The sequence below is a fragment of the Actinomycetota bacterium genome (genome assembly GCA_030650795.1).
In the GTDB taxonomy this organism is placed as follows: Bacteria; Actinomycetota; Actinomycetes; order S36-B12; family S36-B12; genus UBA11398.
In genome coordinates this window covers 85,735-112,500 of record JAUSDJ010000011.1, presented here as the reverse complement: position 1 = coordinate 112,500, position 26,766 = coordinate 85,735, and the positions used below count along the sequence as shown (strand labels likewise).

28 protein-coding genes (1 of these 28 only partly in view) are annotated in these 26,766 nt (G+C 60.2%); 1 reads left to right on the top strand and 27 read right to left on the bottom strand.

Translation table 11 applies throughout. The annotated features are described in order from the left end of the window. A protein-coding gene (gene tyrS, locus Q7L55_03660; GenBank protein MDO8731657.1) for a tyrosine--tRNA ligase crosses the window boundary here: on the bottom strand, window positions 1–1,174 show its 5' portion. 113 nt of this gene lie to the left of the window's left edge; the window shows 1,174 of its 1,287 coding nt (coding positions 1–1,174); its start codon is at window positions 1,172–1,174; its stop codon lies beyond the left edge, outside the window. A gap of 104 nt (window positions 1,175–1,278) precedes the next feature. On the opposite strand from tyrS, the gene Q7L55_03655 reads away from it, so the two are divergent. Beyond that, window positions 1,279–3,885 (top strand): cation-transporting P-type ATPase, encoded by a 2,607-nt coding sequence (locus Q7L55_03655; GenBank protein MDO8731656.1) that lies wholly within the window; start codon window positions 1,279–1,281, stop codon window positions 3,883–3,885. Here Q7L55_03655 and trxA read toward each other — a convergent pair. The 26 genes from trxA to rpe all read right to left on the bottom strand — a co-directional run bounded on the left by trxA (window position 3,877) and on the right by rpe (window position 26,758). Continuing rightward, window positions 3,877–4,212 (bottom strand): thioredoxin, encoded by a 336-nt coding sequence (gene trxA, locus Q7L55_03650; GenBank protein ID MDO8731655.1) that lies wholly within the window; start codon window positions 4,210–4,212, stop codon window positions 3,877–3,879. The genes Q7L55_03655 and trxA overlap by 9 nt on opposite strands. Window positions 4,213–4,237: 25 nt before the next feature. Continuing rightward, window positions 4,238–4,678 (bottom strand): helix-turn-helix domain-containing protein, encoded by a 441-nt coding sequence (locus Q7L55_03645; GenBank protein ID MDO8731654.1) that lies wholly within the window; start codon window positions 4,676–4,678, stop codon window positions 4,238–4,240. A 23-nt stretch (window positions 4,679–4,701) separates the two neighbouring features. Beyond that, complete coding sequence (locus Q7L55_03640; protein MDO8731653.1) at window positions 4,702–5,304, bottom strand: DNA-3-methyladenine glycosylase; 603 nt, start codon at window positions 5,302–5,304, stop codon at window positions 4,702–4,704. Further along, window positions 5,292–6,704 (bottom strand): argininosuccinate lyase, encoded by a 1,413-nt coding sequence (argH, locus tag Q7L55_03635; GenBank protein MDO8731652.1) that lies wholly within the window; start codon window positions 6,702–6,704, stop codon window positions 5,292–5,294. The genes Q7L55_03640 and argH overlap by 13 nt, the downstream gene beginning before the upstream one ends. Then, entirely contained in the window at window positions 6,701–7,237 is a 537-nt protein-coding gene (gene argR, locus Q7L55_03630) for an arginine repressor (GenBank protein ID MDO8731651.1), read from the bottom strand. The genes argH and argR overlap by 4 nt, the downstream gene beginning before the upstream one ends. Beyond that, window positions 7,234–8,412, bottom strand: a complete 1,179-nt coding sequence (locus tag Q7L55_03625; protein MDO8731650.1) for an acetylornithine transaminase — start codon at window positions 8,410–8,412, stop codon at window positions 7,234–7,236. The genes argR and Q7L55_03625 overlap by 4 nt, the downstream gene beginning before the upstream one ends. After that, complete coding sequence (gene argB, locus Q7L55_03620) at window positions 8,409–9,293, bottom strand: acetylglutamate kinase (GenBank protein ID MDO8731649.1); 885 nt, start codon at window positions 9,291–9,293, stop codon at window positions 8,409–8,411. The genes Q7L55_03625 and argB overlap by 4 nt, the downstream gene beginning before the upstream one ends. Window positions 9,294–9,319: 26 nt before the next feature. Continuing rightward, window positions 9,320–10,486: a bifunctional glutamate N-acetyltransferase/amino-acid acetyltransferase ArgJ gene (gene argJ, locus Q7L55_03615; GenBank protein MDO8731648.1), complete on the bottom strand. Its 1,167-nt coding sequence runs from the start codon at window positions 10,484–10,486 to the stop codon at window positions 9,320–9,322. Continuing rightward, window positions 10,483–11,511: an N-acetyl-gamma-glutamyl-phosphate reductase gene (gene argC / locus Q7L55_03610; GenBank protein MDO8731647.1), complete on the bottom strand. Its 1,029-nt coding sequence runs from the start codon at window positions 11,509–11,511 to the stop codon at window positions 10,483–10,485. The genes argJ and argC overlap by 4 nt, the downstream gene beginning before the upstream one ends. Window positions 11,512–11,544: 33 nt before the next feature. Continuing rightward, complete coding sequence (gene pheT, locus Q7L55_03605; GenBank protein MDO8731646.1) at window positions 11,545–14,022, bottom strand: phenylalanine--tRNA ligase subunit beta; 2,478 nt, start codon at window positions 14,020–14,022, stop codon at window positions 11,545–11,547. Continuing rightward, window positions 14,022–15,131 (bottom strand): phenylalanine--tRNA ligase subunit alpha, encoded by a 1,110-nt coding sequence (gene pheS / locus Q7L55_03600; GenBank protein MDO8731645.1) that lies wholly within the window; start codon window positions 15,129–15,131, stop codon window positions 14,022–14,024. The genes pheT and pheS overlap by 1 nt, the downstream gene beginning before the upstream one ends. A 15-nt stretch (window positions 15,132–15,146) precedes the next feature. Then, window positions 15,147–16,985: an adenylyl-sulfate kinase gene (cysC, locus tag Q7L55_03595; protein ID MDO8731644.1), complete on the bottom strand. Its 1,839-nt coding sequence runs from the start codon at window positions 16,983–16,985 to the stop codon at window positions 15,147–15,149. Continuing rightward, window positions 16,985–17,896, bottom strand: a complete 912-nt coding sequence (gene cysD, locus Q7L55_03590; GenBank protein MDO8731643.1) for a sulfate adenylyltransferase subunit CysD — start codon at window positions 17,894–17,896, stop codon at window positions 16,985–16,987. Before cysD ends, cysC begins: the two co-directional genes overlap by 1 nt. Further along, the gene (locus Q7L55_03585; protein ID MDO8731642.1) at window positions 17,893–18,720 is read right to left on the bottom strand and encodes a hypothetical protein; all 828 of its coding nucleotides are present in this window, start codon (window positions 18,718–18,720) and stop codon (window positions 17,893–17,895) included. Before Q7L55_03585 ends, cysD begins: the two co-directional genes overlap by 4 nt. A gap of 20 nt (window positions 18,721–18,740) precedes the next feature. Beyond that, window positions 18,741–19,538 carry an RNA methyltransferase gene (locus tag Q7L55_03580; GenBank protein ID MDO8731641.1) on the bottom strand — a complete coding sequence of 266 codons (798 nt, stop codon included), beginning with the start codon at window positions 19,536–19,538 and terminating at the stop codon, window positions 18,741–18,743. 14 nt (window positions 19,539–19,552) lie between these two features. Further along, on the bottom strand, window positions 19,553–19,921 hold the full coding sequence (gene rplT, locus Q7L55_03575) for a 50S ribosomal protein L20 (GenBank protein ID MDO8731640.1): 369 nt from the start codon (window positions 19,919–19,921) through the stop codon (window positions 19,553–19,555). Window positions 19,922–19,980: 59 nt separating this feature from the next. After that, window positions 19,981–20,175 (bottom strand): 50S ribosomal protein L35, encoded by a 195-nt coding sequence (gene rpmI, locus Q7L55_03570; GenBank protein MDO8731639.1) that lies wholly within the window; start codon window positions 20,173–20,175, stop codon window positions 19,981–19,983. Window positions 20,176–20,235: 60 nt separating this feature from the next. Next, on the bottom strand, window positions 20,236–20,826 hold the full coding sequence (infC, locus tag Q7L55_03565; GenBank protein ID MDO8731638.1) for a translation initiation factor IF-3: 591 nt from the start codon (window positions 20,824–20,826) through the stop codon (window positions 20,236–20,238). A gap of 268 nt (window positions 20,827–21,094) precedes the next feature. Next, the gene (locus Q7L55_03560) at window positions 21,095–21,559 is read right to left on the bottom strand and encodes an SseB family protein (GenBank protein MDO8731637.1); all 465 of its coding nucleotides are present in this window, start codon (window positions 21,557–21,559) and stop codon (window positions 21,095–21,097) included. Between the two features lies 1 nt (window position 21,560). Further along, window positions 21,561–22,406 (bottom strand): ATP phosphoribosyltransferase, encoded by an 846-nt coding sequence (gene hisG, locus Q7L55_03555; protein ID MDO8731636.1) that lies wholly within the window; start codon window positions 22,404–22,406, stop codon window positions 21,561–21,563. Window positions 22,407–22,411: 5 nt separating this feature from the next. Further along, window positions 22,412–22,675, bottom strand: a complete 264-nt coding sequence (locus tag Q7L55_03550) for a phosphoribosyl-ATP diphosphatase (protein ID MDO8731635.1) — start codon at window positions 22,673–22,675, stop codon at window positions 22,412–22,414. 9 nt (window positions 22,676–22,684) lie between these two features. Beyond that, window positions 22,685–23,173, bottom strand: a complete 489-nt coding sequence (ribH, locus tag Q7L55_03545) for a 6,7-dimethyl-8-ribityllumazine synthase (GenBank protein MDO8731634.1) — start codon at window positions 23,171–23,173, stop codon at window positions 22,685–22,687. Beyond that, window positions 23,170–24,489 (bottom strand): bifunctional 3,4-dihydroxy-2-butanone-4-phosphate synthase/GTP cyclohydrolase II, encoded by a 1,320-nt coding sequence (locus tag Q7L55_03540; protein ID MDO8731633.1) that lies wholly within the window; start codon window positions 24,487–24,489, stop codon window positions 23,170–23,172. Before Q7L55_03540 ends, ribH begins: the two co-directional genes overlap by 4 nt. Continuing rightward, window positions 24,486–25,079: a riboflavin synthase gene (locus tag Q7L55_03535; protein ID MDO8731632.1), complete on the bottom strand. Its 594-nt coding sequence runs from the start codon at window positions 25,077–25,079 to the stop codon at window positions 24,486–24,488. Before Q7L55_03535 ends, Q7L55_03540 begins: the two co-directional genes overlap by 4 nt. 9 nt (window positions 25,080–25,088) lie before the next feature. Beyond that, window positions 25,089–26,102, bottom strand: coding sequence for a bifunctional diaminohydroxyphosphoribosylaminopyrimidine deaminase/5-amino-6-(5-phosphoribosylamino)uracil reductase RibD (gene ribD, locus Q7L55_03530; GenBank protein ID MDO8731631.1), 1,014 nt, complete (start codon window positions 26,100–26,102; stop codon window positions 25,089–25,091). After that, window positions 26,090–26,758, bottom strand: coding sequence for a ribulose-phosphate 3-epimerase (rpe, locus tag Q7L55_03525; protein MDO8731630.1), 669 nt, complete (start codon window positions 26,756–26,758; stop codon window positions 26,090–26,092). Before rpe ends, ribD begins: the two co-directional genes overlap by 13 nt. Window positions 26,759–26,766: the final 8 nt, after the last annotated feature.

Genomic DNA, 26,766 nt, shown 5'->3' with positions numbered 1-26,766 from the left:
TGCGCTCATTATTCGCATATGCCCCGCCTTCGGCGATGGTCCGTCGAGCAGCGGACTTGCTGGTGACCAAGCCGCATCGGGTGAGCAGCTCATCAATTGCCGGCAGCGCTCCATCGACGATCTCATCGGCCTGGACTGCGGCCAGAGCGGCCTCGCGCAGGGCAGCAGCCAGGGTCGCCTGCGGCAGTGCCGACAGATCTCCATGCCCAAAGAGTGCGCGTCCGGCCGCTTCGGCGCTGATGCGCTCCTGGAGACCGTGCACCAGATCGGTCAGTTCCTCCGCCAAAGCGCGCTGGGCAGCTCGCTCATGGGGTCGCTCAGCGGTTGCCACGTTGAGTTCGTCGATCTCCTCGCGCGATTTGAAACTGAAGGTGTGCAACAGGTTCTTGACATCGCGATCATCTGCATTGAGCCAGAACTGGAAGAAGTCATAGGGGCTGGTCAGCGCCGGATCCAGCCAGATGGTGCCCGTCTCGGTCTTGCCGAACTTCGTGCCATCGGCCTTGGTGAGCAGCGGGGTGGTCAGTGCATGCACGGACGTCTGTTCTGTGCGACGAATGAGATCAACGCCGGCCGTGATATTGCCCCATTGATCAGATCCGCCCGTCTGCAGCACACAGCCATAGCGGCGAAAAAGCTCGAGATAGTCAAAGGACTGCAGCAGTTGGTAGCTGAACTCTGTGTACGAGATGCCGTCCTTGGCCAAACGTGCTGCGACCGCCTCGCGATCCAGCATGCGGTTGACGCTGAAGTGCTTGCCGATATCGCGCAAGAACTCCAGCACAGACATGCTCTGAGTCCAGTCGAAGTTGTTCACCACAACTGCTGCGTTAGGACCTTCAAAGTCATAGAAGCGCTCCAGCTGCGCGCGGATTCGCCCAACCCAGTCATGGACGACTTCCTCGGAGTTCAGCGTGCGTTCGCCAGTCGATTTCGGATCGCCAATGAGTCCAGTAGCGCCACCCACTAAGGCCAATGGACGATGCCCTGCGTGCTGAAAGCGGCGCACAGTGAGGATCTGAGCCAGGTTGCCCAGATGCAGACTCGGGGCAGTGGGATCGAATCCGCAATACAGAGTCATCGGTCCAGCAGACAATGCCGCATGCAAGGCGCCTAGATCTGTGCTCTGTGCAATCTGTTCGCGCCAGAGCAGTTCGTCGATGATGTCGATCACGGCAGCACCTTACGCACGGCTGGTAATCCTGCGTTGCAGGGCCACCAGCAGAGTCCCCATAGCCCTGCGCGGAAGTTGCGACCAGGTCGGCGGATACTGCAGATATGGCTGCAGTGCAGGGTTTGACCGCCGAGCAGGTGCAGACAAGCCTGGCCGTGCACGGCAGGAACGCCATGCCGCAACCTCGACGGCCTTCATCTCTTCGCCGCTTCGTTGGCCAGTTGTTGCACTTCTTCGCCCTGATGCTTTGGGGCGCGGCCGCATTGGCACTGATCGCCGGCATGCCGCAGCTTGGTGTGGCGATCATCGCGGTGGTCATCTTGAACGCGGTGTTCGCATTCGTGCAGGAAGGGCGGGCCGACCGAGCTGCAGAGCGATTGCGTTCATTGCTACCGACAAGTGCGACGGTTATCAGAGACGGCAAACGGCGGGAGATCGACGCAGCTGACGTGGTCGTGGGCGATCTCATTGCCCTTGATCCAGGCGACCGGATTCCGGCCGACGGAAGCATCGTGCGCGCCACTGCTTTGAGCTTGGACACTTCAATGCTCACTGGTGAGAGCAGGCCCAGCCACGCAATTCCCGATGATCCGGTGTTCGCGGGCACCTTTGTTGTCGAGGGCGAAGGCACGGCAGTGATGTCGGCGGTCGGCAAGAACACACGGCTGGCTGCGATTTCGCAGCTCACCACCTTGACGCCCAAGCCCGAGACTCCCCTTTCGAAGGAGCTCAGGCGCGTCGTGCGCATGATCGCGGCGATCGCCCTGAGCGTTGGAGCTGTGTTCTTCGGCATCACCTTGCTGCTGGGGAACCCTCCGTCGGACGGCTTCATCTTCGCTGTTGGCGTCACTGTTGCGCTGGTTCCCGAAGCACTCCTGCCCACGGTGACGCTGACTCTGGCGTGGGGTGCGGAGCAGATGGCAAGGCGTCAAGTACTCGTGCGCGACCTGGAGGCCGTGCAGACACTTGGCTCCACCACCTTCATCTGCACGGACAAGACCGGCACGCTCACGCGCAATGAGATGACGGTGGTGGCCGCATGGACCCCTGATGCCTCTGCTCGCGTCGATGTGCCGGGATACACGCCCGAGGCCGAGGTCTTCATCAGTCCAGCCAGCGGGGAATTGTCCATGCGTCATATGGCCGAAATCGCGGTCGGCTGCTCAGATGGCTACGTCATCCCGGTCGGAGCTGAATGGCATGCCCACGGCGACCCGATGGAGGCCGCCATCGACGCATTTGCTCTGCGCCTGGGGCTGAATACCGATGCGGTGCGTCTGGCCGACGTCGGAGGGCATCGCTTTCCATTTGACCCTCGACGCCGTCGCATGTCGGTGGTCTGCGGCGAACTCGTGCAGGTCAAGGGCGCCCCTGATTCCGTGCTTGCCCTGTGCGGCAATGCGGACGGGGCGGAAGCTGTCGTCGCCGAGATGAGCTCCCGCGGTCTGCGAGTGCTCGCCATTGCCGAACGTCGCGTATCCGGGCCGCTGCCACCTGCAGTCGAGCAGGTGGAGCAGGACCTGATCCTGTTGGGGCTGATGGGCTTGGAGGATCCGCCTCGAGCCGACGTACGTCAGGCCCTGGAGGACTGCCGAGCGGCGGGGATCAAGGTGGCCGTGGTCACCGGAGACCATCCGGGCACCGCGTCCGCCATCGCCACCGAGGTCGGTCTTCGGAAGGAAACAGATCCGGTATTCGAGGGCAAGGACCTGCCTCAGGATGAAGCATTGCTGGGAGCTCTGCTTGATCACACCGGCGTGGTAGTCGCGCGGGTGTCACCTGAGGACAAGCTCCGGATCGCGCGGGCGCTGCGGGCGCGTGGCCACGTGGTTGCCATGACGGGCGACGGGGTCAACGACGTACCGGCGTTGCACGAAGCCAATATCGGCATCGCTATGGGGAAGTCTGGATCAGATGCTGCCCGCGAGGCGGCCGAACTCGTCCTGCTGGACGACAACTTCGCCTCCATCGTGGCAGGCATTGAGCAAGGCCGGACCACCTACATCAACATCCGCCGGTTCCTGACCTATCACCTGACGGACAACGTGGCCGAACTCACGCCCTTTGTCATCTGGGCTCTGTCCGGCGGACGGATTCCGCTTGCCCTGGGTGTGCTGCAGATCCTGGCGCTGGACATCGGCACTGACACGTTCTCCGCCGTGGCCCTAGGTGCCGAGCCTCCGGCTCGAAGACTCCTCAAGGGGCCTCCAGTCTCCGGTCGTCTGCTCAATCACACCGTGCTGCGCAGGGCCTTTGGAGTCCTGGGCCCAACCGAGGCGCTCATGTCGATGCTGGCCTTCCTGTTGACGTTCGTGGCCCTGGGTTGGCGCCCGGGACAGGAATTCCCGGGAGGTGACGCACTTCTTGCTGCCTCCGGTGCAGCCTTCATCACCGTCGTGTTCGCTCAGGTGGCAAACGGCTTCGCCTGCAGGAGTTCAACCTTGTGGCCGGGGCGCCTCGGGTGGCTCACCAATCGCCTGCTCATCCCTGCGACGGCCGTTGGCCTGGCGTTCTCCTTGTCGATCCTGCTGATACCGCCAGTCGCAAGCGTCTTCGGCCAAAGCACACCCACTCCGATCGGCTGGCTCATCGCCGGGCTCGCGCCAGCGGCCTTGCTCGCGGCAGATGCGGCAGACAAGTGGTTTCGGCGCCGCTCTCTGGCACACAGAGCACCCGACAGCCCACACAAGTTGCAATCGGGCTCAGACTGATGCCGCGGCCAGGTGCGGTTCTATTTCACGAAGGATCGCTGCCTTCGGCCTTGCTCCAACGGTCTGTGACACAACCGTGCCGTTCTTGAACAATGCCAGGGTCGGCAGGCTCATCACCTGGTAGCGCAGCATCGTTGCAGAGTTCATGTCGGTATCGATTGCCACAACCTTGAGGCGGCCGGCTTCCTCGCCAGCAATCTGCTCGAGCACTGGCGCGATCATGCGGCAAGGCGGGCACCAAGCGGCAGTGAACTCCACCAATACCGGCAGCTCGGACTCAAGGACATCCTCTGCAAAAGTGGCATCGGTCGTGTTGGCAACAGACATCAGTACTCCTAGATCGCTTGTCGATTCAGCGGTTATTCTGCGCAATGAGTGGGCCGTGGTGGTCGATGTGCTCGCCGCATTCGCACAGCAACTGCGCTGTGACGCGGCCACCGCAGCCCAGATGCCGGTAGTCCACTGCGCGTTCGGCAGATGCAGGCAGATGGCGGGAACCCCAGTCAGAGAGTGCCGCCAGCAGGGGCAGCAGATCCACGCCAGCGTCGGTGAGGGTGTACTCCTGCCGCGCGCGTTGCCCAGGCACGCGGTAGGCGCGTACCTGCAGGATCCCAGCCTCAGTGAGCCGTTGGAGGCGGTCAGCGAGCACAGCACGCGGAGCACCGGTGGCCAGATGCAATTCATCAAAGCGTCGTACGCCAAGGCCGATCTCGCGCACGATCATCAGCGCCCAGCGCTCGCCGATCACCTTCACTGCCTCGCCGAGCGCATCAACTGCTTGCCTCTCCACCACAGTTCTGAGTCTAGATTGTGAACTTATCTCTTGGCAAGCTGCCTGGCAGGCACATGCCTGCTGACTGTTGGTTCATCGGGAAGGAAGAAGCGCCAAGGCGTGAGAGCACCGGCACCGCCTACTCCGGTGCGCGCACTCACGCGAAATTCATCAGCAATGATCGCTGGAGTCCTCAGTTGCAGGCTGCCAGTGCTCGTCAGCAGGTCGGCGCCGTTCAGTGATCCGTCGATGCCTAGTGCCTTGGTCAGTCGCGCGGGACCCCTGGCGAGCTCACGATCGGTTCTTGCCGCGCTCCGTCGAGCACGCGCGTGCTCGAGTCCTTCTGTGATGGCACCCGCGCGCACCAACACAGCGCCCGCCTCCCCCACTTCGCCGGTGACGATGTTGAAGCACCAGTGCATGCCGTATGTGAAATACACGTAGGCGTGTCCGGGTAGTCCGAACATCACAGCAGTTCGCGGAGTCTGGCCACGGAAGGCATGCGAGCCGGGATCTACGCCGACACCGGCATAGGCCTCAACTTCGGTGATGCGCACAACGACCCTTGCCCCGCCAGCTTCCGAGCTGAGGTACGCACCGAGCAGTTGCGGTGCAACAACATGCGCTGCTTGCGTCAGATCAACCAACGTTGGCGCTCACTGGCCACCAGTGCATCGAGTTGGTCAAGTTGTTCGTGCACGCGGTTTGGTGCGGTGCCGCCAAATGCAGACCTCGAGTTCAAAGACCCTGACACGGTGAGCACTTCTCGCACTGCAGGTGTCAGGTGTGCACTGATGGCGATGAGATCGGCATCAGTGAGATCCCACAGCTCCAGATCCTTGGCTTCGGCTTGTTGCACACATGCACCCGCAATCTCATGCGCTTGGCGGAACGGCACACCTTCGCGCACCAGCCATTCAGCGATATCCGTTGCCAGCGCAAAGCCTTGCGGCGCTGACTGCGCCATCACATCAGTGTTGAATCGCAGAGTTGCGATCATGCCTGTCATGGCAGGCAACACGAGGTGCAATTGATCGAGGGTGTCGAACACCGGCTCTTTGTCTTCTTGCAAATCGCGGTTATAGGCAAAGGGCAAAGCCTTCAATGTCGCCAAGAGGCCAGTCAGATTGCCGATGAGACGACCTGACTTTCCACGAGCCAGTTCAGCAACATCAGGATTCTTCTTCTGCGGCATGATCGAGGATCCAGTTGACCAAGCATCGTCGAGCTTGGCCCACGAGAACTCGCGAGAAGTCATCAGGATGACCTCTTCACCAATGCGCGAAAGATGCACACCGATCATCGCAGCGACAAAGAGGAATTCTGCAACCCAATCGCGATCACTCACTGCATCGATGGAATTGCCAAGCGCTTGTTCAAAGCCCAAATCAAGTGCAACGCCTTGCGGATCAAGCCCCAACGAGGAACCGGCAAGCGCACCGGCGCCCAGTGGTGAGCGCGCTGTGCGTCTGTCCCAGTCCGCAAGGCGTTCAAGATCGCGCCCAAGGGCGTGCACGTGCTTGGCCAATTCATGCGCAAAGGAGACCGGCTGCGCGTGCTGCAGATGCGTGAATCCAGGTGAGGTTGTTTCGACATGTGCACGGGCTTGGATGAGGAAGGCCGATTGAAGATCGATGACCTCCTGAGCCAGGTAGCGCACTTGGTCGCGCAGGTACAGTCGAAAATCCGTGGCTACCTGATCATTTCTGCTGCGACCCGCCCTCAGCTTTCCGCCAAGTTCACCAAGACGTTCGATGAGCTGTCGTTCAACGGCAGTGTGGACGTCCTCATCGTCGGCACCCGGTTGTGCAGCACCGCTGTGAACGTCGGAGAGCAATGCCGTCAGCGCATCGGACACCAACGCCAGCTCACTGTCGGTGAGAAGGCCGGCCGCGTTCAACACCTTCGCGTGGGCCTGGGTCTGCTGAATGTCGTACGGAGCCAGACGCCAATCGAAGTGCACAGACCGACTGAGTGCCGCCATCGCATCAGAGGGACCGTCGACAAACCGTCCGCCCCACAACCGGGTTGGTTGCGCCTTGGTCACGAGGTTCTCCTCTGCTTGGCGTCGCGTTGAGTGGTGTCTCGTGCTGGCGCTTCGCCCCGCCTATCGGCGAGTGAGAGCAGATTGGCACAGAATTCCGTGGCTGCTTTGTTCGTGGTCATCACGACCATGATCGTGTCGTCTCCCGCAACAGTGCCAACGATCTGATCGAAATGGGCTCGGTCCAGGTAGCCAGCGAGGTAATGGGCAGCGCCTGGTGGTGTGTGCAGGACCGCGATATTCTGCGCAGCCTGGGCCCCTACGAGCACGTCAGTCACGACTCGCCCGATGGTGTTCGGAATAGCCAGATGCGTGACGACCTTGCTGCGCGAAATGACGTAGCGAGAACCCAGATGTGCATCTTGAGTCTTCACTGCACCGATGGCGTCAAGGTCGCGCGAGAGAGTCGTCTGCGTGACATCAAGTCCTTCAGACGCCAAGGTCTCGCGCAATTGCTCTTGCGAGCTCACGGTTCCTTCTTCAATGAGCGCTTCAATTCGAGTTCGACGAGCCGCCATCGTCTTGGGGGCGCTCATGCAGTCGCCCCAAGGCTGTCGAACGCTGCTCGCCAGCGCGTGATCGTGTCTTCCAGATCTCGATCGGTGATGTTGAGTGCAGGGGCAAGGCGGATGGCATCAACCGCAACAGGATTGGCCAGAATCCCGTTCGCACGCAAAGCGAAATCGACCTCTGCACTAGTGACGCCACTCAACTCGGCCGCCAGCAGCAGACCTCTTCCGCGAACTGAGTGGACTTTGCCTCCTGAAGCCAAGGACAACTGCTCAGTGAGCATCGCGCCCGATTCAAGAACTCTCGCAAGCAGTTCCTCGCGTTCGATGATGTCAAGGACCGTGAGCGCAGCGCGCGCCGAGATGGGGTTCCCACCAAAGGTTGAGCCATGCGAGCCAGGCGTGAGCAGAGTCGCCGCGTCGCCGAAGGCAACCATTGCCCCAATCGGAAGTCCGCCGCCCAGCCCCTTTGCCAAGGTCAGGACGTCAGGCTGAATGCCAAATCGCTGGAAGGCGAACCACTCACCCGTGCGCCCGATGCCCGTTTGGACTTCATCGAGGATGAGCAAGGCACCCATGCGGTCGCAAACGCTGCGCGCGGCCGTCAAATAGTCGTCGGGCGGAACGATCACGCCGTTCTCGCCTTGAATCGGCTCCAGGAACACAGCTGCAGTTTCAGAAGTCACTGCCGCTTCGAGGGCGCCCGCATCGCCGAATGGCACGACCGTGACTTCACCCGGGAGTGGACGAAATGGATCTTGCTTAGCGGGTTGCGCCGTGAGCGCCAAGGAGCCCATCGTGCGACCGTGGAAACCACCTGCAGCCACCACAACATGCGTGCGACCAGTGAGGCGAGTGAGCTTGAACGCAGCTTCGTTTGCTTCAGCCCCTGAGTTGCAGAAGAAGACCCGAGAGCCAGAGGGCGCGCCGCTGAGATCCACCAGCCGCTCTGCGAGTTCCAGGCCGGGTTCGGTTGCATAGAGATTGCTGGTGTGGCCAATGGTCTGCAATTGATTTGTGACTGCAGCAACGAGATCGGGATGCCCGTGTCCGAGCACATTGACTGCGATGCCGCCTATGAGATCGATGTACTCCTTGTCTTTGTCATCCCAGACCCGTGAGCCACGGCCCTTCACTAAGAGCAGCGGAGGCACTCCGTAGTTGCGCATCATCGTTGTCTCCCAACGGTCCTGCCAGTTCATGACTGTCCCGGATAGACCATGGTGCCGATGCCATCGTTGGTGAACACTTCAAGCAGCACTGAGTGCGCCACCCGCCCATCAATCACATGGGCTTGGGGAACTCCCCCGTCAATTGCTCGCACGCAGGCCTCCATCTTTGGCAGCATTCCCGATTCAAGAGTTGGCAGCAATGACCTGAGTTCGTTGACCTCTATCTGCCGAATGATCGACTCCCGATCAGGCCAGTCCGCGTACAGGCCTTCGACATCAGTCAGCACGACGAACTTCGATGCGTGCAGTGACTCAGCAAGAGCAGCAGCAGCGGAATCCGCATTCACGTTGTAGATCACGCCTTCAACATCGCGAGCAACAGTGGAAACGACCGGAATGAATCCATCATCGAGCAGCTTGATGACAAAGTCAGGCCGGACCTCTACGACATCGCCAACCTGCCCGATGTCGGTTGGCACGCCGTCGACCATGGCGGTGTGGCGTTCCGCGATGAACGTGTGCGCGTCCTCGCCGGACATGCCCACCGCGAATGGTCCATGGTCATTGATGAGTCCGACGAGTTCACGCTGGACCTGACCGACCAGGACCATGCCAACCACATCCATCACTTCCGGAGTCGTCACACGCAGGCCAGCCTTGAATTCGGACTGCACACCGAGTTTTTCAAGCATTGCATTGATCTGGGGGCCACCACCGTGCACGACGACAGGGCGCAGCCCAGCGAGGCGCATGAAGACGATGTCCTCCGCGAAACTGGACTTCAAAGCATCGTCGGTCATCGCATGACCGCCATACTTCACGACCACGGTCGCGCCATGGAAGCGTTCAAGCCACGGCAGCGCCTCAGCGAGCACAGCCGCCTTGGCCGAAGCCTGGTTCAGATCAGTCATTGCAGCCCCATGTTTCATTAGGCGGATCAGGTGGAGTACGCGGAGTTCTCATGGACGTAGTCAGCCGTGAGGTCATTGGTCCAGACAGTGGCGTCAGCAGAGCCTGCACGAAGCACCACGGTGATCTCGATCTCACGCGCAGCCAGACTCACATTCGAGCGATCCTCACCAAGCCCTCCGCCCCGGCAGATCCACACGCCATTCATGGCGACATCGACCTGATCAGGCTCAAAAACTGCGGATGTTGTCCCGGCGGCTGCCAAGACCCGGCCCCAATTGGGATCCTCCCCATGGAGTGCACACTTCAGCAGATTGCTGCGCGCGATGGCCCTGCCAACCTCAAGTGCGTCATCAACAGTCGCTGCCCGCTCAACGACAATCTTGATGTCCTTGGAGGCGCCTTCGGCATCGTGAATGAGTTGCAGCGCCAGATCTGCGCACACCGAAGTCAATACCGATGTGAACTCCTGCTCCGATGGTCGGACTTCACTTGCGCCGCTGGCGAGGAGCAGCACGGTGTCGTTCGTCGACATGCACCCATCTGAATCAATGCGGTCAAAGCTCACCGCTGTTGCCTGCCGCAATGCCGCATCGGCAAGATCCGCGTCAACGATCGCGTCAGTGGTGATCACGACCAGCATGGTCGCCAGACCTGGAGCCAACATGCCTGCGCCCTTGGCCATTCCACCTACGACATAGTCCTCGCCAGCCATCACGCTCTTCTTCGGCACTCTGTCCGTCGTCATGATGGCAAGTGCTGCATTGTCACCGCCGGTGGCGGACAACTCGGCCACGGACGCATCAATCCCTGCGCAGATCTTGTCCATCGGCAGCCGTTCGCCGATCAGGCCAGTGGAACAGACTGCAATCTCGCCAGCGCCGAATTCTGAACCGCGGGAAGCAAGCACTGTCGCGACGTATTCCGCCGTGTGATGGGTATCGGCGAAACCTTCAGGGCCAGTGCAAGCATTCGCGCCGCCGGAGTTGAGGACAACCGCCTTCAGTTCACGTTCCGCGAGCACTTGCAGGGACCAAAGCACCGGTGCGGCTTTGAATCGATTGCTCGTGAAGACTCCGGCTGCGGTGAACTCCGGGCCTTCGTTCAACACCAGTGCAACATCATGATTTCCGGAGGCCTTCAGACCTGCCTTGACCCCAGCTGCGCTGAAGCCCTTTGCTGCGGTCACGCTCATGGTGCAACTCCATTGCCCGTAAGGCCAAGCGTCTCGGGAAAGCCCAGCATGAGATTTGCGTTCTGCAGCGCTTGTCCGGCTGCGCCCTTGCCAAGGTTGTCCAAGGCGCAGATCGCGATGACGCGACCGGCACGCTCATCGAGCACGACCTGCACTTGGGCCGCATTTGTGCCGTAGACAGAGGAGGTCTGCGGAAGGTAACCCTCGGGCAGCAACTGGACAAAGGGCTCGTCTATGAATGCAATGGCGAGAACCTCGCGTAGCTGACCTGCGGTCGTTCCCGGCGTTGGCAAGGCGGTGCACGTCGACAGCATGCCTCGCGACATCGGAGCCAGCAGCGGTGTGAATGAGACCGTGATCTGCTTGCCCGCTGCCCGCGATAGCGACTGCTCGATCTCCGGTGTGTGGCGATGCACACCGCCAACCCCATACGCCGACATTGAGCCCATCACCTGCGAGCCCAGCTGCGCATCAGTTGGCTTGCGCCCTGCTCCAGACGTGCCAGATGCCGCCACGATTGAGATGCCTTCGGTCAAGATCAAGCCGGCGCTCAGCAAGGGTGCAAGAGCCAGAGCAACTGACGTCGGATAGCAGCCCGGGTTGGCCACCTTGGTTGAGGCCGCGATCTTCTCGCGATTGCCATCGAGTTCAGGAAGTCCATACGTCCAGGTGCCCGCGTGTGGAAGTTTGTAGAACTGCTCCCATGCCTGAGCATCGGCCAAGCGGAAATCCGCGCCGAGATCCACGACCGCAATGGATGCGGGCAATTGCTCGGCCAGGGAAGCGGACTCACCGTGCGGGAGTGCCAAGAACACCAGATCTGCATCGCCGAGGCTGTCCGCGCTTGTGGCATCGAATCGGCGATCGGCCAATTGCGAAAGATTTGGGTGCAGGGCAAGAACTGGCTCCCCCGCATTCGAGCCCGCTGCAATCGCAGCGATTTCTACCTCTGGGTGGGACAGCAGCAACCGCAGCAATTCGCCGCCGGCATACCCCGAGCCCCCCGCAACACTGATCCTGACCATGGACAGAGTATACGCATACGCGCATATTCTCGTTCAGCGCAGGGTTGCTCCGTGCCGTTCTGCGGCCAGATCAATGGCAGCTTGCCGCGCTTGAGCAATCTCTGCGGCCTCCAAGGTTCGATCCTCAGCCCGGAAGCGCAGCGCAAATGCGAGCGATCGCGAGCCTTCAGGCACCTGCTGGCCGCGATAGACATCGAAGAGCCGGACTGACTCCAGCAGTTGGCCAGCACCGTCGTGGATGGCTTGCTCGATCTGCGCAGCCGAGACTTCTTCACGCACCACTAGCGCAAGATCCTCCTTGGCTACCGGCTGAGCCGACACTCCTGGCGCTGGTCGAGCATCGGGAGCCGCTGCGACCAGCAAGTCGAAGTCGATTTCAAGCGCACAAGTGCGAGGCGGCAGACCCAGGTCCTCGAGTACGCGTGGGTGCAATTCTCCGGCGACGCCGATGACAGCATCGCCACTCTTCAACTGCGCGCATCGGCCCGGATGAAAGCTGACGTCGGATCCACGCTCAACTGTCAGGGTCAAGCCGAGCGCATCAACTACTGCATGGGCATTCGCGATGGCGTCTGACCATTCGAAGGCCCGTTCTGACGAAGACCAGGATTTAGACCGCTCGTGACCAACAAGAAGCGCCGCAATGGCAGTGACCTGCGCCGGGAGCATCGCGTTCAATGCCTGCCACTGCTCATCGTCTGGTCGTTGCATCACATTTGGGCGGGAAGCCTGAACGCCAACACGCCCACGCACGACTGCACCCAATTCGAACAGGAATAAATCGTCGAAGCCTCGGCTCAGATTTCGCTTCGCCGCAGCTGCCAGCCCTGGCAGCAACGATGCCCGCAAGAACGGCTGCTCTTCGGACATGGGATTGGCCAAGCGCACCTGAGAAGCCCGGACGTCGTCGGCAGCAAATCTGAATGCCGACAGCTCTGCCTCGCCGACGAATGGGTAGTTGAGGACTTCGAGTCCGCCACGTGCAGCCAACGCAAGACCAACGCGGCGGCGCAGGCGCTGTGCCTTGGACAGTCCATGCCCAACGGCGGCCTTGGGCAAAGTCGAAGGCACTGCGTCAAAGCCAATGAGCCGAATGACCTCTTCAACGAGATTGGCAGGATCGGTGATGTCTGCTCGCCAACTCGGCACCCGCACGAACAGGGTTTCGCCGGATGCGGTGACCTCACACCCCACAGCGCTCAGCAGGGAAACGACCGTGCCAATTGATATCGGCATGCCAGCGACCTGCGCAGGCTCATTGCTGTGCATCTCCACCACTGTGGGTTCATATGGCGCTTCCACTGCCGTCATGCCGAAGTAGGTGCCACCGCCGAACTCGATCAAAAGCGCAGCGGCCCGAGCCGAGGCATACGGCGCGAGCACACGATCCACGCCTCGCTCAAATCGGCGTGAAGCCTCCGATGAAAGCTTGTGACGTCGAGCCATCCGCGCGATTTCGCCAGCTGAAAAGTGAGCGGCCTCAAGTGCGATCGTCGTGGTGGTCTCGTCAATCTCCGTTGCAAAGCCACCCATGGTGCCGGCGAGTCCAATGACACCTCGATCGTCGAGGATCACGAGATCATCGGCAGCCAGAATGCGTTCAACATGATCGAGGGTCTCAAGAGCCGTGCCCGCAGGCACATGGCCTGCCCGCACAGTTCCCTGCAACTTGTTGGCATCGAAGGCATGCAAGGGCTGTCCTAGTTCGAGCATCACGTAGTTGGTGACATCGACGGCAAGCGAGACCGGGCGCATGCCACAGTCGATCAGTCGTCGCTGCATCCAAACAGGCGCACTGGCCTTCGGATTGAAGCCGTCAATCGTGCGCAGGGTGAACAGGCCGCATGCAGCCTCATCGTCTGAGCCACAGTCGACAGGACGCCCGCTGGCCACAGGAGCCGGCAGTTCGGCCAATGCCAGCCCAGGATCGGCGAACTCAAGGTCATAGGCGATAGCCAGTTCACGGGCGAGGCCTCGAATGGAGAGGGCGTATCCGCGATCTGGTGTGACAGCGATGTCCAGGATCTCTTCGCCCACGCCCACAATCGGCTTGGCATCCGCGCCTACTTCAGTGCTGGCTTCCAGGATGATGATGCCGTCGTGGTCGTCGCCTAGGCCCAGTTCACGGGCTGAACAGATCATTCCGTCGGACACTTTGCCGTAGGTCTCGCGTTGGGCGATGGCGAATCCCCCCGGCAAGACGGTGCCCGGCAATGCCACGACGACGTGATCGCCTACGTCGAAATTGCGTGCGCCACAGATGATCCCGCGGACTGCACCATTGGCAGTTCCGACGTCGACCAGGCACCAATGGATTGGCTTCTTGAATTCTGTGAGCTCGTCAATGCTGACCACTTGACCCACAACTACTGGCCCGTCGACGCCAAGTCCCACAACGTCGACTGTCTCAACCTCGAGCCCGGCATTGATGAGGCGCTCAGCGATCGCTCGACCACTTTGGTCGGCAGGGATATCAACGAACTCGCGCAACCACGAGACTGGAGCCCGCATCAGGATTCCAATCCAAAGGCGCGGGTGAACCTCGCATCGCCCTCGACCATGTCGCGCATGTCTGTCACACCATTGCGGAACATGAGGGTCCGCTCGATGCCCATGCCGAATGCGAATCCGCGGTGGACCTGCGGATCAATGCCGACCGCTTGAAGCACGCGCGGATTCACCATTCCGCAGCCGCCCCATTCGATCCAGCCTTCACTACCACAGGTGCGGCACGGGCGTTCAGGGTTACCCACTGAGGCCCCTCGGCAAACAAAGCACTGCAGATCGACTTCGGCGCTTGGCTCTGTGAAGGGGAAGTACGACGGTCGCAGTCGGGTGCGAATGCCAGCGCCGAACATCTCCTGCGCAAAGTGATCAAGAGTGCCCTTGAGGTCAGCCATCGTGATGCCAATGTCAACAGCCAGACCTTCAACCTGGTGGAAGACCGGTGTGTGTGTTGCGTCAAGCTCATCGGTGCGAAACACACGCCCTGGTGCAACGACATAGATCGGCACTTCACGCTCAAGCATTGCGCGAATCTGGATGGGTGATGTCTGGGTGCGCAGCACGACGCCACTGTCGGCGGACTCCACATAGAAGGTGTCCTGCATCGTGCGGGCCGGGTGATCGGGCGGAACATTGAGCGCGTCGAAGTTGACCCACTCGGCTTCGACCTCAGGACCTTCTGCGATGTCGTATCCCATTGCGATGAAGACATCGCAAATGCGCTCCATCAGAGTGGTCAGCGGGTGGCGTCCGCCAATAGGGCTGTCGTAGGTCGGCAGGGTGACATCAACTGTTTCGCTGTGCAGCACCTGCTCGTCTCGTTGGGCCAACAACACAGCTTCACGAGCTTCCAAAGCAGTCTTGATCTCCTGTCGAGCCAAACCCATGCGCTTGCCTGCATCGGCCTTGGCGGCAGGGGGCAGGGCGCCGATCTCACGATTGGCCAAGGAAAGCGGCGAACGATCGCCGGCATGAGCAAGTCGAACGTCTTTGAGTTCAGCGAGATCTGCACACGCGGCAATTGCTGCCAACGCTTCTGCCACGACAGCCTCCACAGATTCCGCATTGAGAGCAGAGACCTGCTTGGGGTCAAATGACGTGTTCGGACCAGACATGAGGCGCCGAGTATGTCACTCACCGAGGATGGCGCGGGCGACCTGCTCGGCCGTGGCGTCGAGGTCTCCCTCACCGCGCAGAACCAGATCAGGGTGCTCAGGAATTTCGTAGGCCTGACCCGCGCCCGTCATATTGGGCAGGTTTCCGGCCGCAGCCTTGGCGTACAAACCCTTGGGGTCGCGCTCGGCACAGACCTCGACAGGAGTGTCGACATAGACCTCGATGAAGTCACCGTCATCAAAGATGTCGCGCGCGGCTCGTCGATCGGACCGATAGGGCGACACCAGTGCGACGAGGACAACCACACCTGCGTCCATCATCAGCTTGGCCACTTCACCGACTCGACGCACATTCTCGGCGCGGTCTTCTGGAGTGAATCCAAGATCCTTGTTCAGGCCCGTGCGTACGTTGTCACCGTCGAGAACATAGGTATGCACCCCGAGAGCATGCAGTTTGCGCACAGCAGCATCAGCGATCGTTGACTTGCCGGAGCCCGGCAGGCCCGTCAGCCAAAGCACCTTGCCCGGATGACCATTGAGCAGCTGACGCGCACCACGGTCAACGTCGTAGGTATGTGGCACGACGTTGAAGGCTCGACGCATAGCGTGCCGCGTCAAGCCGGCAGCAACCGTGTCGGCCGTCACGCGATCAACGAGCAAGAATCCGCCGGTGTCGCGCGAGAGTGTGTATGGATCCATCGGGATTGGTCGATCAGTCGCGATTTCCACGCGACCAATCGCATTCATCTCAAGAATACGCACGGCATCCTCGTGGCCAGTGACCACATTGATCCGGTTGCGGACATTGGTGACAGTGGCCGGGACCGATCGCGAACCGGAGACCAGCAGATACGAGCGGCCATGCGCGAGGGGCTCTTCACTCAACCACACCAGGTCAGCAGCAAATCGATCAGCAGGCTGCAATTGGTCATCACCTGAGATGACGTCTCCGCGCGTGACATCGACTTCATGGTCGAGGGTCAGCGTGACGGCCTGACCAGCAACAGCAAGTTCAAGATCGCCGTCATAAGTGACGATGCGATCAACCTTGGCCGTGCGACCTGAGTCGGCAACAACAATCTCGTCTCCTGGCTTGACAGAGCCAGAGACCACAGTCCCGGCGTATCCGCGGAAGTTGCCCTCGGCGCGCACGACGTACTGCACGGGGAATCGAAATGGGCCTTCTACGGGATCAACACCGGGCTGCCATTGCGCCAGGGTCTCAAGGAGCGTGGGGCCGTGATACCAAGGCATTGACTCGCCACGCGTGGTGACGTTGTCTCCAGAGAAGGCGCTCATCGGAATAGCCAGCACTTCTTCGACATCGAGCCGCGCAGCAGTGACGCGAACTGTGCCGACGATCTCCTCGAAGGTGGCGTGGTCGTAGTCAACAAGGTCCATCTTGTTGACAGCGATGATCACGGTCTTGACACCCATCAATGCGCATACGGTGAGGTGCCGGTGGGTTTGTGGGCGAACTCCACGAGCCGCATCCACGAGCAGCACTGCGACATCGCCGTTGGATGCTGCCACTGCCATGTTGCGGGTGTATTGCTCGTGGCCCGGCGCATCAGCGATCAGAACGCGGCGCCCATTGGGCAGGTTCATGTGGCGGTACGCCACGTCGATGGTGATGCCTTGCTCACGTTCTGCTTCCAAGCCATCAGTGAGCAGCGAATAGTCGATTTCACCCAGCGGAACAGTCGAGCCGCCGCGACGGGTTCGACGGGCGTAATCGAGTTGGTCACTTGGCACGCTGTCGGTCTCGGCAAGCAGTCGACCGATGAGGGTGGACTTGCCGTCGTCGACAGAGCCGCAAGTGACCAGATGCAGCACAGGTGTGGTCGTCGACATTAGAAGTAGCCCTCCGCCTTCTTGGCTTCCATGGAGCCACCGCCTTCACCGTCGATCAGTCGGCCAGAACGCTCGGAGAGCTTCGAGGTTTCCATCTCGGTGATCAGATCGTCAATGTTGTCTGCTGTCGACTCAACCGCACCTGTGAGCGGGTAGCAGCCAAGGGTGCGGAAACGCACTGAGCGCATCGCGGGCTGTTCTCCGTCGCGAAGAGGGAAACGCTCGTCGTCAACCATGATGAGTGCTCCATCGCGCTCCACCACGGCTCGCAGCCTTGAGAAATAGAGCCCTGGGATCGGAATGTTTTCGCGACGGATGTAGCGCCAGACATCGAGCTCGGTCCAATTCGAAAGCGGGAACACGCGCATCGACTGGCCTTCGGACAAGGTGGTGTTGGCAGTGCGCCAAAACTCGGGGCGCTGCTTGCGAGGTTCCCAGCGATGTCCCGGCTCGCGCAGGGAGAAAATGCGCTCCTTGGCTCGGCTGCGCTCTTCATCGCGACGGGCCCCGCCAATTGCTGCGTCGAATCCGTACTTGTCGATGCCCTCGCGAAGGGCGACCGTCTTCATGATGCGGGTGTACTCATGCGTGCCATGAGTGAAGGGATTCACCCCTTCGGCAATACCTGCATCATTTTTCGCAATCCGCATGTCGAGGCCGAGTTCACGAACGCGCTGATCGCGGAATTCGATCATCTCCTTGAACTTCCACGTGGTGTCAACATGCATCACTGGAAATGGGATCGGTGCCGGTGCAAAGGCCTTCAAAGCAAGATGCAGGAGCACCGAGGAGTCCTTGCCGATGCTGTAAAGCAGCACCGGATTGCGAAATGCGGCTGCAGTCTCGCGATAGATATGAATAGCTTCAGCCTCAAGCGCATCAAGGACTGCCTCATATGGAACATCGGTCATGCCTCAGACATCAATTCCTGGCCGTATTCGTCCATACCTGACTCTGCCAGCAACATGGTGCCATCGCCGAAACGAGGGTCCTTGCCGCGAGCTGCTATCGCCGCTGCACGTGCTGCAGCCTTTGCTTCTGCTTCAGCCTGAGAAGCAGCAATAAACGCAGGATCCAACTGCGGACTGTCAGCGTGCACCTTCGGATGGCGCTCAGTGATCCAATCATCAAGTCCCTCGTTGGACTCCACCGAGGTGATCAGGCAGTACCGCGGCTGCGCTCCCGGGTGCCAGACAGAGTGATAGAGCCGCTGTGTGTCAATGACAGCCTGAGTTCCAGCGGGGAGCCTGACAAGGGTCTCAGTGGACGGATCATCCTTCACCTCTCGAAGCAACATGACTGAATCAACGTCGTCTGTCAGGTTGAAGAAGGCACGCAGGATCCAGCCAGTACCTTCAGGATTCAAGCGGTTGTTGTCATCTCGATGCAGGTTGTACACCGCATCTGCATAGGTATTCGGCTGGAGTTCGATCACTCGGCAGCGGCCGATATTGGTCTTGAATGTCTGCGCACGCTGGGTCAAGATCGGCGCAAGAGCGACATTTTCAGGAACCCACACCCCATCCTTGTCAGTCTTTGGCGGCACGTGATTCCAGAAGCCATCGCACTCAATGTCGCCATAGGCGCTGGCCAGAGGCGCAAACCTGGTGTCGCCCGAGGATTTCCAGTCCACATAGATCAGTTGCTCCCACTCCTTGGGATCCACTGACTGGTCGTATGAATCAACAATGACAAAGCCAGTCTCTTCAAGGACAGGCAGTTTCAAGTACGTCATAACACACTCCTTCTCATTGACTACCTCAGTTTCCCATGCAACCTTGCTGCATCGGCGTACAGACATACTGCTGCAGCAGCAGCAACGTTGAGAGATTCAGCACGGCCATAGAGCGGAATGCGCACCTGAACATCTGCTATCACTCTGGCCTCCTGGCTTACCCCTGGCGCCTCGGCTCCAAACACCCAGCAAATTGACTGATGACGGGGTACGGAACCTAGCCAATCAAAGACATCGATCGCAGCATCCCCTGTTGCAACTGCGAAAAGCATGCGAGAAGGATCAATAGACGCCGCTAGCGCACTCAGACTGACGTCAGTGGCGATCGGCAGGTGGAAGATCGAGCCAGCGCTGGCCCGGACGCACTTGCCATTGGTCGGGTCGACCGAACCCGCAGTCAGCAGCACTCCCCCAGCCCCCGCAGCATCAGCGGAGCGAATGATCGTTCCGGCATTGCCCGGGTCACTCACACCATCGAGCAGCACTGAAGCTGGGCCCCCACCGGGGAGCGCTGAACTGAGCGAAGCCGCCTCCCAACGGCAAATGCCAACAACTCCCTGAGGGGTCTTCGTCTCCGCCAAGGCTTCCATGACTGATGCGCTGACATGGGTTATTTGCACGCCGATGAGCAGATTCAGGAGCTCTTCGGGGGCACCATCGCTGGCGAAGACCTCAATCAGCAAGCCTGAAGGAACTGCCTCACGAACAGCCTGCGGCCCTTCGACAAGGAAAAGGCCGGCATCGCGCCGGCCCTTCCGAGAGTGCAGTCGCCGAACCGCGACCACCCGATCAGAAGTGCGGGAGGTCAGGATCGGCACATTGCCGAGCAAGGTTATGCAGTGGCTGCTGGGATTGCGGCCCGAGCAACATCCACCAGCGTGGCAAATGCCGCCGGGTCGTTCACAGCGAGCTCAGCGAGCATGCGGCGATCGACCTCGATGTTGGCTTCCTTGAGACCTTGAATGAACCGGTTGTACGTGAGGCCATTGGCGCGTGCGCCAGCATTGATGCGCTGAATCCACAGCCGACGGAAGTCACCCTTGCGAGTGCGACGGTCGGAGTAGGCGTAGACCATGGAGTGCGTGACCTGCTCCTTGGCCTTGCGGTACAAACGCGAACGCTGTCCGCGGTAGCCGCTTGCGCGCTCCAACATGTCACGGCGCTTCTTGTGCGCATTGACTGCTCTCTTTACACGTGCCATTGCAATTCTCCTGAACTTCTCTGCCGCATGATCGCGGCGAAACTTTTGGGATTGATCGGCTAGCGGCCGAGCAACTTCTTTACCTTCTTGGCATCACCTGGGGCCAGGATCTTGTCACCCTCGAGGCGACGCATGCGCTTGGAGGACTTGCTCTCCAACAAATGGCGGCGGTTGGCCTGCTCATGCGTGATTTTGCCAGTCCCGGTGACCTTGAAGCGCTTCTTGGCGCCACTGTGGGTCTTTTGCTTCGGCATGTCGATCCTTTGCTTGTTGTTCGGTGGTTCGGGCTTGGGTAGCGACCAGGTCGCTAATGCTTACGAGGCGTCCGCATGCAATTCTTGGACGGTCTCCTCAGGAGAGCCAGCCGCACTCTCAGGCTTTGGCACATCTGCCTTGCGGCGATGCGGAGCCAACACCATGATCATGTTGCGGCCGTCCTGCTTTGGAGTTGCCTCCACGAATCCAAGTTCCTGCACATCTTCAGCAAGGCGGCCCAAGAGTCGCAGTCCAAGTTCTGGGCGGCTTTGCTCACGACCGCGGAACATGATCGTGATCTTGACCTTGTCTCCAGCCTTCAGAAATCGCTCCACGTGACCCTTTTTGGTGTCGTAGTCATGCGAATCGATCTTTGGGCGAAGCTTCATTTCCTTGATGATGGTGTGCGTCTGGTTGCGACGCGATTCGCGCTCTTTCATGGCAGCTTCGTACTTGAACTTGCCGAAATCCATGAGCTTGCAGACTGGCGGCTTGGCCATGGGAGCAACCTCGACGAGATCGAGATCAGCCTCAACGGCTAGTCGAAGCGCATCCTCTATGCGCACGATGCCAACCTGTTCACCGTTTGGTCCAACGAGACGGACCTCGGGAACGCGAATGCGGTCGTTGATTCGTGGTTCGACGCTGATGGCGCCTCCTTATTCGTGCGGTCAGTTGCCGCACGCAATGTGTAACCACTGTGTGCAGCGCGATCTGCGCCTAGGGATGACCCTGAACGCAGCGCAAGAAGACGACATCACGAACCGGCACGGCGAGCGTGCCTGAGCGCGTGACCCGGGCCATCTGGTGCGACGGACGGGTGGGAGCCGGAGCCCCTCTTGCGCGATCCAGCCAAAGGCCAGATCAATCGAGGGGAAGGGTAGCAGCCAGGAGGGAGTGTGAAGAAATCCCCGTCGCTCAACCCTTAGCCAAGAAGTCCAGCCGCTGCCCTGATACGACGTGCCGGTTGGGTCCCAGGACGTCGATCACGATTGCCGTGGCTCCATCACCGATCGCTGCCCGCGCTGCATCTGGACCCCAGATTGGCACTGGACGAGCGCTTGGATCCCATAGCGCCATCGAGTCCAGACCGGTAAAGGCCAAGAGTCCCCGTTCGCCCGAAGGGCTGATCATGGACACCACCGACATGTGACTGTTCTTGTCGGCTCCAGATTCGTTGACTTCGCCAGCTGTGGCCACAACGGCCACCAGAAGTCGAGCTCCCATGAGCAATTCCAGCGGGAGATCGCGAGCAATATCTGCCGTCAGAGGCACTGCTCCCTGTTCCAGGGCCCCGCGAAGCAGGGCATCTGCGTGCCCATCGTCTGACTCAAAGGCAGGCGATGCCAGGGATCGACCCCGCCCGAGGTCCGGATCGCCCATCTCAGAGGCGGCAAGCGTGGATATCGGTCACCAGGATCCCGCGCGCACCAAGTTCGTAGAGATCATCCATGACTCGGTGAATGTCGTTGGAAGGAACCATGGCTCGCACAGCGGACCAATCCGAATCCTGCAGCGGCGACACCGTCGGTGATTCGATACCAGGGGTGATGGCACACGCTAGGGCCAATTCGGTCTGCCGGATGTCGTAGTCAACGAGCACAAAGGTTCGAGCAACCATCACGCTTTGGAGCCTGCGGATCACTGTTTCAACCGCCGCGTTTGCCGGTGCGTCAATACGTCGCACGACCAATGCCTCGGAAACCAGAAGAGGCTCGCCGATGACCTCGAGCCCGGCACGACGCATTGTGGTGCCGGTGGCAACCACATCAGCAACAGCATCTGCAACGCCAAGCGCAACTGCGTTTTCGACAGCTCCATCCAGGCGGATCACTGTGGCTTCAATCTGGGTTTGTGAAAGCCAGGCCCGCAGGAGTCCGTCGTAGGAAGTCGCGATGCGCTTTCCGGCCAAATCCGCGACGGAGTCGTACTTGCCAATCGGCGCAGCCAGGCGGAAAGTGGAAGGCGCAAAGCCGAGAGACAGCAACTCGGTTGCATGAGCACCAGAATCCAGCAGCATGTCTCGTCCGGTGATGCCGATGTCCAAAGTGCCCTCGCCCACATACAAGGCAATGTCCTTGGGGCGCAAGAAATAGAACTCAACATCATTGACCGGATCGTTCACGACGAGATCGCGAATTCCTGCACTGCGGAGATAGCCCGCTTCCTGAAGCATTGCGCGCGCAGGTTCAGCTAATTGCCCCTTATTGGGCAGAGCGACTTTCAACATGAGGGTTACAACCGCCGATACACGTCGTCGAGGGAGATATTGCTGGCAATCATCATCACTTGAAGGTGGTAGAGCAACTGTGCGATCTCTTCAGCAGTGCGTTCAGGGCCTTCGTGCTCAGCAGCAAGCCATACCTCTGCCGCTTCTTCCACCACCTTCTTGCCGATGGCATGAACCCCCTGCTCCACCAGCCTGACCGTGCCAGAGGTGGCATCGCGGGAGGCCGTTTTGTGTACAAGTTCGATGTACAACTCGTCGAAGGTCTTCACGCAACCAGCCTACTGAGGAACAGACTGCCCTGCGATGCCGGCGACAATGCGCCAGGTCGACAACGCGGCCTGCGTTGCTTCAAAGCCCTTGTCCTCTGTCGATCCGTCTAGGCCGGCCCGAGCCAAGGCTTGAGCTTCGGTGTCACATGTGAGCAAGCCGAAGCCCACAGGCACCAGGTAGTCGAGCGCGACTTGGGAAAGACCATCAGTCGCGGCAGCGCATACATACTCGAAGTGCGGGGTATCTCCGCGGATGACCACCCCGAGCGCGACAACAACGTCGAAGTCGTCCGATGCTGCACAGGCTTTGGCCACAATCGGCAATTCGAAGGAACCCGCAACACGAATGACGATTGGTGTTGCTCCGGCGCTTTCGCAAGCCCGATGGGCACCGGCCACAAGACCGTCCATCACGGCGACATGCCAAGAGGCTGCCACGATCGCCACGCGAGCATCCTTGGCGGTGACGGTGACTTCGGGTGCCCCTTGGCCACTCATGCTGAACCTTCCGATGTGTTATCGCCCAAGGTGTGACCCATGCGAGTGGCCTTCGTGCGGAGGTAATCCTCGTTGTGCACGTTCGAAGCTATCTCCAGCGGCAGCCGATCAACGATTGTCAAACCATAGCCTTCAAGCCCGGCGCGCTTGGCTGGATTGTTGGTGAGCAGGCGCATGCTTCGCACGCCAAGCTCATAGAGGATCTGCGCACCAGTGCCATAGTCGCGGGAGTCGGCGGGCAGACCGAGATCAAGATTGGCATCCACGGTGTCTCGGCCGTCATCCTGCAATCGATAGGCCATGAGTTTGTGCATCAGACCGATGCCGCGGCCTTCATGCCCGCGCATGTACAGCACGACTCCACGGCCTTCAGTTGCAACTCGACTCAGAGCCGCCTGCAACTGTGGACCGCAATCGCATCGCAGTGAACCGAATACATCGCCAGTGAGACATTCAGAATGCACACGCACAAGTACCTGCTCGCCATCGCCGATCTCACCAATGACCAGCGCAAGATGATCCGTGCCGTCCAGCTCGCTGCGATAGCCAACTGCGCGAAACTCTCCGAACTCTGTTGGAAGTTTTGTCTCGGCGACACGTACGACCTGAACCTCGTTCCGGCGTCGGAATCGGATGAGATCGGCAATCGAGATCATCCGCAAGCCATGCGCGTCGGCGAAGTCGCGACATTCAAGGGCCCGCATCATCGAACCATCGTCATTGACGAGCTCGCACAATGCTCCAGCTGGAGCAAAGCCCGCCATGCGCGCGAGATCCACTGAAGCCTCAGTGTGACCAGGGCGACGCAGGACACCACCCTCTACAGCGCGCAGCGGCATGACGTGACCTGGACGAGTCAGATCGAATGGATCGGTGGCACTGTCGCCAAGAACGCGAATCGTGTGTGCCCGATCTTTGGCTGAAATGCCTGTGGTCTCGACATCTCGTGCGTCCACCGATACCGCATAGGCCGTGCCTTTTCGGTCTTCGTTGACCGCGGTCATCGGGGGCAGCCCGAGCCGGTCAAGATCAGCTCCAGTCATGCCGACGCAGATGTATCCCGAGGTATGCCGAATCATGAATCCGGTCAGTTCGGGCGTAGCGGCGTTCGCCGGGAAAATGAGGTCGCCCTCATTTTCGCGATCTTCGTCATCAACGACCACGACTGCTTGACCCTCGCGCAGAGCCGCAAGCGCGTCCTCGATCGAATCAAGCTGAACCCCGTCGATTGCTGCCGTCCGTGGGGTGGCCGTTGCAGAAGGCGGAAGCTTCTCCGGAGGATGCTGGCTCTTGAACAGCTCGTCAGCCGGGATCATCGTCGCGCCTCGAGCAACCGTTCAACGTATTTCGCGATGATGTCGATCTCGAGGTTGACCAGATCACCAATCTGACGTTCGCCAAGGGTTGTCTCGCGCAAGGTCGTGGGAATCAGCGACACCGCGAACGACTCATGATCGACATTCACCACCGTCAGCGAGACCCCATCGACAGTGATCGAGCCCTTCTCCGCTACATACCGCGCAAGTTGCTCAGGCAGGGCAATACGGACGACCGTCCAGTGCTCGGCCGGTGAGATTACAAGAATCTGTCCGGTCGCATCGACGTGTCCCTGAACGAGGTGTCCGCCCAAGCGTCCGTCAGCCGGCATTGCCCGCTCAAGGTTCACGGCCGAGCCAATGCGCGCAGCACCGAGAGAGGTTCGCGTCAAAGTCTCGGCCATCACATCGGCAGTGAAGCAATCAGATTCGAGCTCGGCCACTGTGAGGCAGACGCCGTTGACCGAAATCGAGTCACCGAGTTTGGCATCCTGAAGCGCAACATCTGAGCGAATCATCAGGCGCGCAGAATCGCCCTGAAGGAGGACAGAAACGACCTCACCACGCTCTTCAACAATCCCGGTGAACACTCACTTGTCCTATCGCTGGCTCACGGCGCCGCGGGAAATCCGCCCGCGCACCATCACATCATTCCCGATCATCCGAACCTCGAGTACATCGACTGGAAAAGCTTTCGCCATGGGATGGGTCGAGGCGACTCCGGCTCCCATGAGGGTGGGAGCCACAAACCACACCACCTCATCGACACACTCAGCATCCAGAAAGGCCGTTGCCAGGGTCGGGCCCCCCTCAAGCAGCAGTTGCTGCACTCCTTTTTCGAGCAATAGCGCCAGCGCAGTCTGCGGATGACGATCACGTATCAGCAAAGTCTGAGCCGCATCATCAAAGATGCGCAGATCGCTGGGGAGCTCTCGCTCCCCCATCACTACCCGCAGCGGCTGAGCATCGACGTGGATCTCACGAACAGTGAGTTGGGGATCATCTGCGAGAGCAGTGGCAGTGCCAACGAGCACAGCATCGCTTTGTGATCTGAGTTCGTGGGTGAAGACGCGGGCTTGCGGACCCGAGATAGCCGTCGGCCCACGCTGGGCATCAGCAACTCGACCATCGAGGGTGTGAGCCAGCTTCAGGACCACATATGGACGTCCGGTTCGCTGCACATGCGTCCATGCCACATTGATCCGCTCGGCCTCGACCAGACCAATGCCCTCGACAACATCAATGCCTGCCGCTCGCAGCACCTCAGCACCACCAGCAGCCACGGGGTTTGGATCGTGCTGGGCGAAGATCACCTGAACAACACCAGCTTCAATCAGCGCCTGAGTGCAAGGACCAGTGCGACCCGTGTGGTTGCAGGGTTCGAGAGTCACAACAGCAGTAGCGCCTCGTGCCAGATCACCGGCGACTGCAAGGGCTTCGACCTCAGCGTGCGCGTTCCCAGGACCGTGGAAAAACCCAGCACCGACCTCATTGCCGAACTCGTCAAGGATGATGCAGCCCACTCGATGATTCGAGGTACGCGGCCCCCGGTACGCCAGCGAAATGGCCCGGCGCATTGCCTGGGCCGCGACCTCTTCGTTCAGTGGCTGCATGCCGCCTGCGCGATCTCGCGCAGCTGATCAACGACGAATCCGGGATCCTCTGCACGGTAGACGGCTGAGCCAGCGACGAAGACATTCGCCCCCGCTTCAGCGCAGCGGCCAATAGTTTCGGCATCGACTCCCCCATCGACCTGCACCCAGATGTCAGTGCCGGAGCGTTGGGCCAACTCGCGCGCACGCGTGATCTTGGGAAGCATCGTGTCCATGAAGGACTGACCACCAAAGCCTGGTTCGACCGTCATCACCAAGATCATGTCCAACTCGGGAAGCAAATCCTCGAGCACGGCGATGTCGGTGCCCGGCTTCACGGCAGCGCTCGCGCGCGCGCCAGCAGCACGAATATCTCGACAGATCTGAACAGGGTTGCTTGCCGCCTCAACATGGAAGGTCACGCTCCCGGCGCCTGCTTCTGCATATTGGGGTGCCCATCGATCAGGATCAGCGATCATCAAATGGCAGTCGGCCGGCAGTGAAGTGCTGCGGATCAGGGACTCGACTACTGGCAGCCCGAAAGTCAGATTCGGAACGAAATGGTTGTCCATCACATCGAGATGTATCCAGTCGGCAGTGGCTTCAACCCTGGCAACCTCCTGTGCCAATCGCGATAGATCCGCGTTCAACACACTCGGTGAAATCAGCAAGCCCACAAGCGCAC

Excerpts from the sequence above, each read along its gene's own strand:
- Q7L55_03655 (MDO8731656.1), top strand. The coding sequence starts at position 1,279 with ATGGCTGCAGTGCAGGGTTTGACCGCCGAGCAGGTGCAGACAAGCCTG.
- trxA (MDO8731655.1), bottom strand. The coding sequence starts at position 4,212 with ATGTCTGTTGCCAACACGACCGATGCCACTTTTGCAGAGGATGTCCTT.
- argR (MDO8731651.1), bottom strand. The coding sequence starts at position 7,237 with ATGAGCGCCCCCAAGACGATGGCGGCTCGTCGAACTCGAATTGAAGCG.
- Q7L55_03625 (MDO8731650.1), bottom strand. The coding sequence starts at position 8,412 with ATGAACTGGCAGGACCGTTGGGAGACAACGATGATGCGCAACTACGGA.
- argB (MDO8731649.1), bottom strand. The coding sequence starts at position 9,293 with ATGACTGATCTGAACCAGGCTTCGGCCAAGGCGGCTGTGCTCGCTGAG.
- argJ (MDO8731648.1), bottom strand. The coding sequence starts at position 10,486 with ATGAGCGTGACCGCAGCAAAGGGCTTCAGCGCAGCTGGGGTCAAGGCA.
- argC (MDO8731647.1), bottom strand. The coding sequence starts at position 11,511 with ATGGTCAGGATCAGTGTTGCGGGGGGCTCGGGGTATGCCGGCGGCGAA.
- pheT (MDO8731646.1), bottom strand. The coding sequence starts at position 14,022 with ATGCGGGCTCCAGTCTCGTGGTTGCGCGAGTTCGTTGATATCCCTGCC.
- pheS (MDO8731645.1), bottom strand. The coding sequence starts at position 15,131 with ATGTCTGGTCCGAACACGTCATTTGACCCCAAGCAGGTCTCTGCTCTC.
- cysC (MDO8731644.1), bottom strand. The coding sequence starts at position 16,985 with ATGTCGACGACCACACCTGTGCTGCATCTGGTCACTTGCGGCTCTGTC.
- cysD (MDO8731643.1), bottom strand. The coding sequence starts at position 17,896 with ATGACCGATGTTCCATATGAGGCAGTCCTTGATGCGCTTGAGGCTGAA.
- Q7L55_03585 (MDO8731642.1), bottom strand. The coding sequence starts at position 18,720 with ATGACGTACTTGAAACTGCCTGTCCTTGAAGAGACTGGCTTTGTCATT.
- rplT (MDO8731640.1), bottom strand. The coding sequence starts at position 19,921 with ATGGCACGTGTAAAGAGAGCAGTCAATGCGCACAAGAAGCGCCGTGAC.
- rpmI (MDO8731639.1), bottom strand. The coding sequence starts at position 20,175 with ATGCCGAAGCAAAAGACCCACAGTGGCGCCAAGAAGCGCTTCAAGGTC.
- Q7L55_03560 (MDO8731637.1), bottom strand. The coding sequence starts at position 21,559 with ATGGGCGATCCGGACCTCGGGCGGGGTCGATCCCTGGCATCGCCTGCC.
- hisG (MDO8731636.1), bottom strand. The coding sequence starts at position 22,406 with ATGTTGAAAGTCGCTCTGCCCAATAAGGGGCAATTAGCTGAACCTGCG.
- ribH (MDO8731634.1), bottom strand. The coding sequence starts at position 23,173 with ATGAGTGGCCAAGGGGCACCCGAAGTCACCGTCACCGCCAAGGATGCT.
- Q7L55_03540 (MDO8731633.1), bottom strand. The coding sequence starts at position 24,489 with ATGATCCCGGCTGACGAGCTGTTCAAGAGCCAGCATCCTCCGGAGAAG.
- ribD (MDO8731631.1), bottom strand. The coding sequence starts at position 26,102 with ATGCAGCCACTGAACGAAGAGGTCGCGGCCCAGGCAATGCGCCGGGCC.